At 44.7% G+C, this 11,473-nt stretch carries 11 protein-coding genes; 7 read left to right on the top strand and 4 right to left on the bottom strand.

Going from position 1 to position 11,473, the window contains the following annotated elements; all coding sequences use genetic code 11:
- Positions 1–473: 473 nt before the first annotated feature.
- The 3 genes from J7545_RS05670 (at position 474) to J7545_RS05660 (ending at position 3,004) form a co-directional block, all read left to right on the top strand.
- Positions 474–1,502: a chlorophyll a/b binding light-harvesting protein gene (locus J7545_RS05670; protein WP_271943841.1), complete on the top strand. Its 1,029-nt coding sequence runs from the start codon at positions 474–476 to the stop codon at positions 1,500–1,502.
- A gap of 124 nt (positions 1,503–1,626) precedes the next feature.
- Positions 1,627–2,142, top strand: a complete 516-nt coding sequence (gene fldA / locus J7545_RS05665; protein ID WP_318700760.1) for a flavodoxin FldA — start codon at positions 1,627–1,629, stop codon at positions 2,140–2,142.
- 130 nt (positions 2,143–2,272) lie between these two features.
- On the top strand, positions 2,273–3,004 hold the full coding sequence (locus tag J7545_RS05660; RefSeq protein ID WP_318700761.1) for an alpha/beta fold hydrolase: 732 nt from the start codon (positions 2,273–2,275) through the stop codon (positions 3,002–3,004).
- A gap of 124 nt (positions 3,005–3,128) precedes the next feature.
- On the opposite strand, the gene J7545_RS05655 is transcribed toward J7545_RS05660, so the two are convergent.
- Both J7545_RS05655 and J7545_RS05650 read right to left on the bottom strand, forming a co-directional pair.
- Positions 3,129–3,353, bottom strand: a complete 225-nt coding sequence (locus J7545_RS05655; RefSeq protein WP_318700762.1) for a type II toxin-antitoxin system HicB family antitoxin — start codon at positions 3,351–3,353, stop codon at positions 3,129–3,131.
- A gap of 80 nt (positions 3,354–3,433) precedes the next feature.
- Positions 3,434–4,531: a GTP-binding protein gene (locus tag J7545_RS05650; RefSeq protein ID WP_318700763.1), complete on the bottom strand. Its 1,098-nt coding sequence runs from the start codon at positions 4,529–4,531 to the stop codon at positions 3,434–3,436.
- Positions 4,532–4,992: 461 nt separating this feature from the next.
- Here J7545_RS05650 and J7545_RS05645 point away from each other — a divergent pair, with 461 nt between their 5' ends.
- Positions 4,993–6,075 (top strand): hypothetical protein, encoded by a 1,083-nt coding sequence (locus tag J7545_RS05645; protein ID WP_318700764.1) that lies wholly within the window; start codon positions 4,993–4,995, stop codon positions 6,073–6,075.
- A 104-nt stretch (positions 6,076–6,179) separates the two neighbouring features.
- Positions 6,180–6,758, top strand: coding sequence for a TIGR04376 family protein (locus J7545_RS05640; RefSeq protein ID WP_318719279.1), 579 nt, complete (start codon positions 6,180–6,182; stop codon positions 6,756–6,758).
- 542 nt (positions 6,759–7,300) lie between these two features.
- Here the strand turns inward: J7545_RS05640 and J7545_RS05635 are convergent.
- On the bottom strand, positions 7,301–9,637 hold the full coding sequence (locus J7545_RS05635) for a phosphodiester glycosidase family protein (protein WP_318700766.1): 2,337 nt from the start codon (positions 9,635–9,637) through the stop codon (positions 7,301–7,303).
- Positions 9,638–9,687: 50 nt separating this feature from the next.
- On the opposite strand from J7545_RS05635, the gene J7545_RS05630 reads away from it, so the two are divergent.
- Both J7545_RS05630 and J7545_RS05625 read left to right on the top strand, forming a co-directional pair.
- On the top strand, positions 9,688–10,035 hold the full coding sequence (locus J7545_RS05630) for a hypothetical protein (protein WP_318719278.1): 348 nt from the start codon (positions 9,688–9,690) through the stop codon (positions 10,033–10,035).
- Positions 10,036–10,159: 124 nt separating this feature from the next.
- On the top strand, positions 10,160–10,417 hold the full coding sequence (locus tag J7545_RS05625) for a hypothetical protein (RefSeq protein ID WP_318700768.1): 258 nt from the start codon (positions 10,160–10,162) through the stop codon (positions 10,415–10,417).
- Between the two features lie 98 nt (positions 10,418–10,515).
- Here J7545_RS05625 and cysK read toward each other — a convergent pair whose 3' ends face one another.
- Positions 10,516–11,448, bottom strand: coding sequence for a cysteine synthase A (gene cysK, locus J7545_RS05620; protein ID WP_318700769.1), 933 nt, complete (start codon positions 11,446–11,448; stop codon positions 10,516–10,518).
- Positions 11,449–11,473 lie beyond the last annotated feature (25 nt).

Here is an 11,473-nt window from a genome sequence, read left to right as displayed (position 1 = left end):
TAGCGATTTTTTGGGCAAGTAACCCTCTAACCTGATGCTATAGTTATGCGATCGCGACCATTGAGTTGAGGTTTTCAGCAAAATACTACCGAAAAAGGTCGCTATAGCGACCTTTGAACTACCTTGTCACCCCTTGAGCTATAGCACATATCTAAGGATTTGATATTATTCACTCCCCCACTACAGCGATTTGCACTGTATCTAGCCCTTCCACTTCCACAGTTCTCCTTACTTATTAGTAGAAATTCTAAATACTTATCGCAATTAGGGTTCCATAGAGAGACCCGATTCTAAGCTTTTATCTTTTAAATCCTTGTCTTGACTGGATTTCACCAATTTTAAATCGCTCAAATCACTATCTTTACAAAACTTTATGTTTTTGCAATTGACAATTATTCTGAATTAGATTTTAATAGTTAACTGTTGAAAGTAATTCTCAACAGTTAACACGCTCTGACTCAGTTAACGATCCTATGCAAACCTACGACAACCCAAAAGTCACCTATGACTGGTGGGCAGGCAATGCACGATTTGCCAACCTTTCCGGGCTGTTTATTTCAGCCCATGCGGGGCAAGCAGCCCTGATCACATTCTGGGCAGGAGCCTTCACCCTGTTTGAAATTTCTGGATTCGATCCAAGTCAATCCATGGGCGAACAAGGATTGATCCTGCTTCCCCACTTAGCCACCCTAGGATGGGGAGTTGGCGAAGGCGGTCAAGTCACCGACACTTATCCTTACTTCGTCATTGGAGTCATTCACCTAATTTCTTCGGCTGTGCTAGGAGCTGGAGCCTTATTCCACACTTTCAAAGCACCAGAAGACCTCACAACTGCTAAAGGTTTTGCCAAAAATTTTCATTTTGACTGGGAGAACCCCAAGCAATTGGGCATCATCTTAGGGCATCATCTCTTATTCTTGGGTATAGGAGCCTTATTGCTCGTCGGCAAAGCCATGTACTGGGGTGGACTATACGACAGTACAACGGAAACTGTCCGCATTATTAGCAACCCTACCCTCGATCCGTTGACCATCTATGGATATCAAACTCATTTCGCCAGCATTACTAGCTTAGAAGATTTAGTCGGTGGTCATGTGTTTGTTGGCATTCTGCTCATTGGTGGTGGAATTTGGCACATTGTTGTCCCCCCCATGAACTGGGCGAAGAAAGTCTTAACCTTTTCCGGTGAAGCCATTCTCTCCTATTCCCTTGGTGGTATTGCCCTAGCCGGTTTTGTAGCCGCTTACTTCTGTGCTGTAAATACCCTAGCTTATCCAGTTGAGTTTTATGGCCCTGTTTTAGAAGTGAAATTGGGAATTGTGCCTTATTTTGCCGATACCGTTGATTTACCTGGAGGCGCTCATACTTCACGGTGTTGGTTAGCAAATGCCCACTTTTTCCTCGCCTTCTTTTTCCTACAAGGCCATCTGTGGCACGCTCTACGAGCAATGGGATTTGATTTTCGCCGCGTAGAAAAAGCCCTCAATGCTGTAGAAGGCTAGTAGGACTTCTCCGGGTCAGCAAGTTGTTTTGATTCTCTCCTCTTTTTGTGAGGGGTTTCTGAAGGAATATCAAGATTGAAACCCCTCTTTTTGTATTAACTGATTCTGAATGGATAAAGTAAAAATGGCAAACATTGGACTATTTTTTGCAACTCAAACCGGCAAGACTGAAGAGGCTGCCGAAGCAATTAAAAAGGAATTTGGCGGTGATTCTGTTGTTGCTTTACATGATATGGCTGATGCTAGTGCAGATGATTTCGGCAGTTATCAATATTTGATTATTGCTTGTCCGACTTGGAATATCGGCGAACTCGCTAGTGACTGGGAAGGATTTTATGAAGATGGACTCGATAGTGTTGATTTTAACGGAAAAAAAGTTGCTTATTTTGGCACAGGAGATCAAATCGGGTACGGCGATAACTTTCAAGATGCTATCGGCATTTTAGAGGAAAAAATTGCGAGTTTAGGCGGGGAAACGGTTGGCTATTGGCCCGCTGATGGATATGATTTTAGTGAATCTAAAGCAATCCGGGATGGGAAATTTGTTGGTTTGGCTCTTGATGAAGATAATCAACCCGAATTGAGTGAAGGACGAATTAAGACTTGGGTAGAGCAAGTCAAAAAAGAATTTGGTTTATAAGATAAACAACGCTTGAAATTCGCTTCATTTCTTTGAGCAGCTCAGTTTTTGTTTGAGTAGGTAAGTTTAAATCCCTAACCATGGTTAAACTTACCTTTATTTTTCGTCCTTCTTCTTCTTGGAATTATTCATGACTCAATTACCGGATGTCTTGTGGATTAATGTCAGTCCCAGTTTTCGCCGCTTCCATCGTCCCCTGCTGAGGCTATTATCTGCCCATGTACCGCTTGCAGAATGGCAATATGAGCAAACAGAAGATGAAGGAAGTTGTTTAAATCAAGCGTTAGGATTACTCCATCATCATATCAAAAAGCACGATCGCCCCTTACATCTACTCGGTCATGGAACAGGAGGCTTGTTAGCTCTATTATATGGTCGTCGCTATCCACAAAATGTGCGATCGCTGGCGTTGCTCTCTGTCGGGGTATATCCAGCGATCGATTGGCAAGCCCATTACTATGTACAATTAGGCTTACTGCCCTGTTCGCGCGATCGCATCTTAACCCAAACCGCCTATAATCTCTTTGGCCCTCATTCCCCACCCGTCGTTGAAGAATTAGTGAGAATCCTAGAGAAAGATTTAAGAACGTCCCTCTCTCCCCATTCGCTTTATCGACGTATTCAAATTCTTCCGAGTGAACTCGATCCTCCCCTATTCATCAGTCGGGGACAACAGGATCTAGTCATCGATCCGAGCTTATGTGAAGGATGGAAACCTTGGTTAAAAGAGAGCGATCGCCTTTGGGAATGTCCCCATGGACGCTACTTTTTCCATCATACTCATGCCCAACTGGTGAAAAGACAGATTCTCAAGTTTTGGCAATCCTTAACTCCACTTCAGTCTACCCTCAAAAGTGCTTAACGGGACTCTTATAGCGCTTCACTCTAGGAAATAGGGAATAGCTTGTATTGCTTAGGATCTAAGGCTTTAAGCTGTACTCTTCCAGAAGTGAGAAGCGCTATAAGACAATTACTGAGGGGCAAGATTAATGTCCAGCCAGTTCATAGAGAGCCGGCTGGTATTGTGGTATTGGGATGTTTTTTTGATGTGAGCGTGCAGTTTCCCAGCATAATGCCTTGGCTTGAAGCACTTCTACTAGGGCTTCTTGGGGAGTGTCTCCCAGAGCTGAACAATATTTGAGATCCGGAATGTCGGCGATGTAGGCTTCATCTGCTTCACTGTAGAAAATATTGATGTGATAGTCTTTCATGGCTAGTCTCTATCTCTCAATTAAAGAAATAAATTCACTAAACGAGTAGGGTACGTTAAGAACTCACCCTCAAGAACTCCTTACCCCCCAAAGCCTTTACCGCGATGGTTTGAAGGTAGAGTTAAACAATTATTCAACTGGGAAAGCAGCGTTTCTTTGTCCAAATCTTGACCAATTAACACAAGCTGGTTTTTCGGTTCCCCTTTCCATTCTTTATCGTCGAGCGTAAATCGTTTACCACTCAGGTGAAAGATATGGCACATGGGGCTTTCTTCAAACCAGAGAATTCCCTTAGCGCGAAAAATACTTGCGGGTAACTGGTGATCGAGAAACTTTTGAAACTTCTTAATCGAAAAGGGGCGATCGCTCTGAAATGAAATCGACATAAATCCATCATTTTCCAAATGGTGAGAATGATGGCGATCGTGGTCGTGATGGTTGTGATGTTCATGGTCATGATCGTGAGCGTGGTGATGGTGATGATGGTCATGGTCATGACTACGATCGTCCTCTTCTTCAAAATATTTATCAGACTCAAATAAACCCACACTCAAAACCAATGGTAAAGACACCTCACTATTTACTGTCTTTAAAATCCGAGCATCGGGCTTAATATCGCGGATTTTTACCTCTAAACTATCCAGATCTGCTTCATCGACCAGATCCGTCTTATTCAACAGAATAATATCCCCATAGGCGATCTGACTATAGGCTGCTTCTGAATTAAACAAATCCAAACTAAAATTCTCCGAATCCACCAGTGTGACAATCGAATCTAGACGGGTTAGATCTCGTAATTCCGTACCCAAAAAGGTGAGTGCTACTGGAAGGGGATCGGCGACTCCTGTTGTTTCTACCACCAAATAATCTAAGTTTTGTTGGCGTTCTAAGACGCGATAAACAGCATCAGCCAACTCATTATTAATGGTGCAGCAAATACAACCATTACTCAATTCCACCATATCTTCACCAGTGGAAACAATTAGCTCATTATCAATCCCTATTTCACCAAACTCATTGACGAGAACAGCGGTTTTTACGCCCTGTTGGTTACTGAGAATATGATTAAGCAGGGTTGTTTTCCCACTTCCGAGGAACCCTGTGATGATGGTTACTGGTAAAGGAGGTAAAGCGGTGTCTTGCTGTTCAGATGGGTTGGAGGTTACTGCTGAGGTCATAATAGTACTGTGCAAACGAGTCTCAATTTTCCTATTATCACCCATAAATAGAGAATTGGGCGATCGCCTGATCGCTACAGAATAATAGGTGGTTGGGTACGATCGGTGAATAATCTATTGAAGAGGGATTCTCAAAAAAATTCCCACTCTTCCGGATTCAGAAGAGCCAGCTAGGGATAGTGGTATGGTAGATGCACCCTGATGATTCCCCTTGGCTCCCCCGCTAAGGGGTTTTTTTTGAGATGGAGCGGGGGAATGGAGGATAGGGAGACGCGGAGATTCCCCATTCTCAATTACCAATTACCGATTATCGATTACCCATTACAGTGGCATCATGTTAAAGTGATGGCATAAAATCAGTGCAACCCATTGAGCCAAAAAGATTAAACGAACCCTCTGCTATGGATCGGGATTTTGATAAACGTGATAACGAGTCTGACTTGAATACAGATTCTATCCCTATGGCTTCTTGGTCAATGGAACAAGAGGTCAATGGGTTGATGGATGATTTGTTTGAAGATATTGACCGTGTGTTAGATCGCGGCGGCACTCTGCCGAAGGAACCGGTGCAACCGCAATCTGTTTCGCTCAAACCCTTGGATATTCCTTCGATGAAGTTGCCCCAGGCGATCGCCGAAAATTTGGCTCAGATCTCCCCAGAATTAGCCAGTTTAACCCGTATCTCTCAGATCGGGAATCAGACGAATACATTGACAACAGTAGAGGAGAGCCAAATGAGTTCCTCTACTGAGGAAAACCCAGAGATAGAATGGGCAAACTGGGCACAGGATTTAGAACCAACGGTATTACAGGAAGAAGAGGGGCTTCCAGTGGCTCCCCCTGCACCAACGGTTCAACCTTGGTGGGATCGTTGGCTATTAGTTGGGTTGGGAGCGGCGATCGCCCTTCCCCTAGGTTGGTGGATATCCAGCAGCCAGGGAGGACAAGGGATACGCCAACAGTTTGCCCAGTTCTTACCCTCGAATCAACCGAGTCCAGAACCCATGGCTCCGGTTGATTTGTCCTCCACAGCTTTAGCGGATGAAGAGTTTGCCAATTATATGCAACGTACTTTGAAGTTAAAGGATCAGTTGGAGCAAAATCAGGAGGAGCAAGAACTGAGTGACTCTGAAGGTGAAGCTCCTGAAACCTCTCCATCTGCTCCGAGTCAAATTTTGGAGCGGGTGTATATTCCCGTTTATCAACCGACTCCAGCACCTGCACCTTCTCCAGAGGTGGCTGCTGCACCGTTGCCGAGTCCTATTGATGATAGCGCTTCTCCTTCCCCCGTGTCGTCACCCGTTGCTCCCCAGGCGAGTAGTAGTCCACAAGAGAGTCCGCCAGAGAATATGATGTTGACGGGAATTCTGGAATTGGGCGATCGCTCGGCTGCCTTATTTGAAATTGAGGGCATGTCTCGGCGGTTTCAAGTCGGAGAAATGATTGGTTCGAGTGGATGGATGTTGGTGGATATTGTCAATCAAGAAGCAGTCATTCGTCGTAATGGTGAAGTGCGATCGGTATTTGTCGGTCAAAAGTTTTGATCGTAGGAGCAGGTTTACTTATTCTCTGGCTTTCTAACCCAACTTTTTGTAAACCTGCCCCTACAACTGGTTTATGCTGATATCAGCGAGGAGGATCGGAAACAGTGGGTATTTTTGATGATATCAATCGCTTTTTAGAAGATCGTTTGGATGAGTTTCTGCGCAAGCATCCCCAGTTAGAGCTGTCGATTTTAGAAGATCAACTCCATGAACAACAGGAAGATACTCTGCGCCTGATTGTCGATTTACAGCGTCAGGAAAAACAAGCCCAAGAAGAAATTATGGCAACGGCTCAGGAAATTCAGCGTTGGCATACTTGGGTGCAAAAGGCAACTGCAAAAGGGCGGATGGATTTAGCAAATGCAGCCCAAGAACGGGAAAATGCTCTCTTGCATAAAGGGAATCAATTATGGGGAAAAATGCAAGGCTGTAAACAGAGAATTCTGAAAGCAACAGAGTTATATCAGGAGATTAAGAAACGCAAGGAAGAGGTTCACGCTAGGGTAATGGAAATGGAAGCTCAAGCCAGTGCCAGTGAAGAACAAAAAACAACCAATTCTCCTCCTGGTTGGAATCAGGGCTACACTCCCATGGGTAGTAGTCCCGATCGGTTAGAAGAAGAATTTCGCCGTTGGGAAGCCGATCAAGAGTTGCAAGATTTGAAAGACCAGATGAAGAAATGATTATAGCGCTTTGCGCTGGGGAATAGGGAATAGGGAATAGGGAATAGGGAATAGGGAATAGGGAATAGGGTTGTGGTACATGGAGAGAGACGATTCAAGGTTGTTTCATAACGCAACCAAAGCGCCATAAACCTCTTCTCTCACTTTCGCCAGAAAATAATCTGAAACCCCCACTGATACCATTTCTCTTTAATTTTGCCACTCATGATTTCTATTGAGGTAATTGTCTGAGAGTATTCATTACAGCGCAAAGCGCTGTAACGGAGCACAGTATCATTAGAGATCAGTCATTGCGAATGGAACGAAGTGGAATGAAGCAATCGCAAAATTACCCAATCTTGGCGATTGCTTCCCTTCGGTCGCAATGACAACTCACATCTATGATCAACAATGTACCTCATAGCAGCGCGAAGCGCTGTAAGCGCAATATCATGGAGAAATAGTATTAGCTTCTAAGGTTTCAAGCTGCACCTCGTAGAAGAGAGAAATGCTATAGTAATGATTAGGAGTAATGATTAGGGTTAATTGTTAATTTCAGAAACCTAACCGTAATGATGACTGAAAATTCCTAAGCCATTATGAACTCTAGCGGCAGTCGAAGGGGGACGGTTAATCATTTGTCCGCCGAGGATCAAACTGGTGGAACTACCGCCATCTAAGTTTAAGGCGTGAATGGCTCCAAGTTTTTGCATGAGTTCGGCAGTTTCGGTTAAGCTGGCTCCTAATCCACCGATACGGTTATGGATGGTGACGAGTATCAATTCACCAGAGTTAGTAATTCCGAAAACACTGCGAATGGCAGATTGTTGGGCAAAGGCACGGCTAAATCCTTCGGCTTGAGCATCAACAACAATTTGTTGATTTTTGATCAGTAAGGGACCGCCACCGATAATATGGGGAAAGGAGTTAAAGTTAGAGGGATTAGTAGTGCTTTCTAAGGTTACGGTTGTGCCGGGCATTAGGCTGGCTTTGGCGCTAGAGAGCGATCGCAAAACCAATAAATATCCCGTATCAGGAATATCCGTAACTTCCGCATTTTCTACATGACGAGTAACTCGGTTATTCTCAACAACGATAATCACTTCTCCGGCGGTTAAAGGCGTATAACTCTTGCCCCATTGGGGTGTAAAGCGAGAAATTCCTCCTTTAACATAGCCACTGTTGAGAACAACCAAGGGAAATTGTCCACCAGTTGATGTAGTAATTACTTCTTCTAGGGCGAGGCGGTCAATGGCAGTGCTACCTTGATTATCCCAGGCGATCGCCCCTCGATTCAAGATCGGGCCAGAATACCAGGTTCCGTGCCAACGAATTGCCCCCAAAGGTAATCGGTTATTGCGGTTAAAAAATCCAGCATTAATGGCAGCTAGAGTTTTACAAAATTCCCCCATTTTTAATAACGGGGTGGTACCTTCCATGGTGTGAGCGTAAGTCCAAATCGGTTCTAAATTCAGTTTCGGGGTTTGATTTGGAGACAGCGTTAAGGACGTAATCGGAAAACGATCGGAACCTAAGGATACATATTCTTCTTTCCAGCGCAGTCCCGGCAACCAAAGAATATTTCGGTTGCGAGGAATATCGGGGCGAATCTCCAGAATTAAGGTATAGGGATTGGTTTGAGTAATGGCTTTTACGGAGAGTCCAGGAGGAAGATTCCCTTGAATTAAAAGATGCTGGGGATCGGCTGTTATTGTCGGGCGTAACGGTTGGGACGTATCGGCAATGACTTCTCCTTCATTCACTTCTTCGGAAGAAGGTCGAGTGCTTTCAGGCGTAACGGTTGAGGGGTTTTGATAGTCATCTAAAATACTTTGTTTAATCGCCGCATCCAGGGTAACTTGCCAATCAAACGTATCTTGTCGGAGTTGATAGGGAGTGGGTTCAGTGAGGTTAATTTTCAGACGCAAACCGATCGCGCGATCGCCCTCAAAGAGGTTTTCTGTTTGTATCCCAGTAACGTTTGTCATCGGCTTCGCGATCTCCAACGTATCCCCGTTCACTGACATTGTTAACGACTGCTGTTTTCGCCAGTTTGTAATCTCCAGATGACGATAATGGTTATGACGTTGCACGGGGAGAGCAATGGGGAGAGAAAACCATTGAACCGGTTGTTGACTCGGGTTTTCCGTATTCAACAAGTCAATTCCCATACCCTGAATTAGTCCAGCATCGGCGATCGCCGTTCGCGCCAATAAACCATTACTCCATTGATTCCAGGTTGCCGCACGGGTTTTTCCATTAATGGAAATCCGGGTTCCTTCCCGAATCGGGCCAGCCGGAAACACTTCTAAAATATAGTCTGAGGGAATCGCTTCCACTTTACCCAACAGCAGTAAAGATTGATAGAAAAACGCCGCCACTTCTGCACGAGTTGCATCCCGGTTGGGGTGGAAAACCATTAGATCTCGATAGTTCACCACCAGGTTAGCGCGGGTTGCTAAATGCAGCGCATCCCGACCATATTGGGGCACACTGGAGGCATCTTCATAAATGTCTTCTAGGGAAGCAAGAGGTTGACTGCGATCGACCAGGGTATGAACCCGCAACCCACTGACTAAAGAGACAATAATCTGAATCCGGGTAACATTGGCTTGGGGTCGAAATCGACGACCTGGAAAGCCCGATATAAAGTTGGTCTCGTAAGCCCAAATGATGGCTTGAGTCGCCCAAAAATTCGCTCCAACGTCGATAAACGGCGTGTAGGGTCTTTTTTGGGGTTGTTGTAGGGCAGCTTGGAGTATAACGGCATATTCAGCGCGAGTCATGGGGCGATCGGGCCGAAATGTCCCGTCAGGGAATCCATTGACAATGCGGCGATCGCGCAATGCTTGGATAAAGGGGAATGCCCAATGATTGAGGGTATCGGGAAAGGAAGACATCGTTCACTTAAAAAAATTAAAATGATTATAACGGACTAGCCGAACAGGATATGATTGCCAATCTAATTTTATCAATGTTGATCGCCGTGGGTTTGGCCATACTGGGCATTTGGTTTGCAGGACTCCCCGGTTATTTTATTGTCTGGCTCTCCCAACCTTTTATCCGGTTTTGTTTTGGTCAAAAGTCCCTATCTAATTTGAATGCTCAACAAAGTTTTGCCGCCGTTTTTCTGGTATCTTTGTTTTGGGGATTTAATGTTCTTCCGGGGTATTTAGTCGCCTTTGTTTGGTTAAAAGAATATACTTTGATCAGTCAAATTCCAATTTTTGTGGGTGTGGTGTATATCGGCAGTATGATCGTTGCTCTGCTAACTTATGGATGGGTTTTAGGGAAATAGACAGCACTTTAGGCTATTGTAGACATGAAAGGTGCTGCTCAGGAGTCAGGTATCTTGATAACAGTGAGGAGAGTTTGTTAAAATCAGATCGACTTTCACGTTCTATGCAGACAGAGGTTGTTATATGACGATTATTCTTGAGAATCTTGAGCCAGAAATATTAGAAAAACTCCAAAACAAAGCCATTTCTCATGGTCGAACCGTGACCGAAGAAATTAAGGTTATTTTAACCGAAGAGTTGGTTAGAGATAATGAGCAGAACCTCACAAAAAAGATGGATCAATCAGAATGGCATAAATTTATCGAAGAAACAGCCGGATCTATTAATGATGAGATATTTTTAGGCACTCTCAACCAGAAGACTCGATTAGAGAGGCGTTAGAATGATTTATTTACTCGATAGTAACGCTTGTATTGTTTACCTAAAATACGCACATTCTAGTGTAAGATATCATTACATCAAATCCCCAAAATGCTGTATTAATATTGAAACAATGCAGTACTCAAGTAGCGATCGCCTCCACTCGCTTGAATCACCACAATCATCTGGCCTTGATGTTCTGGACGTTGGGCGACTTGCAGCGCAGCATAAACCGCCGCTCCCGTGGAAATACCGCTGAGAATTCCCTCTTCTTTGGCTAAACGGCGACCCATCTCATAGGCTTGCTCCTCAGAGATGCCCATGACCTCATCAATCAGATCTACCCGCAGCACATCAGGGATAAAGCCCGCACCAATGCCTTGGAGATTATGGATACTGGCTTTTTCTCCACTTAAAACCGCACTGGTTTTCGGCTCGATCGCCACAATTTTAAGCCCTGGTTTCTTTTTTTTCAAATATCGACCCGCTCCCGTTAGGGTTCCTCCTGTGCCCACTCCCACCACCAAGACATCCAGCTTACCTTCAGTATCTGACCACAGTTCCGGCCCTGTGGTTTGGTAGTGGATTTTCGGGTTCGCAGGATTACTAAACTGTTGAGGAGAAAAAGAATTAGGCGTACTCGCCAATAATTCATTCGCCCGTTGAATGGCTCCAGCCATATCCAAATGATCCGGAGTCAAGACCACCTCTGCACCATAAGCCTTGACCATCTGTTGACGCTCCCGGCTCATATGGTCTGGCATTGTCAAAACTAAGCGATAGTTTTTCGCTGCGCAAACCATGGCTAACCCAATCCCCGTATTGCCAGAGGTCGCCTCAATAATAGTAGACACGCCAGGGGTAATTAATCCCGCTTGCTCGGCTTCGGCGATCATACTCAAGGCAATTCGGTCTTTCACCGATTTAGCCGGATTCATCCCCTCTAGTTTCAGCACAATCTCGGCGTGACCATGCAATTGTTTGGGGAGATGCTGTAATTGGACAAGGGGAGTTGTGCCAATGAGTTCAGTAATGTTTTGATAAATCTGCATGTGAGGGAATAGGGAAATAAGAGAA

The organism is Roseofilum sp. SBFL (assembly GCF_017746885.1).
In the GTDB taxonomy this organism is placed as follows: Bacteria; Cyanobacteriota; Cyanobacteriia; order Cyanobacteriales; family Desertifilaceae; genus Roseofilum.
Note: the sequence above shows the minus strand (reverse complement) of the source record. Positions and strands in the feature narration are given on the sequence as shown.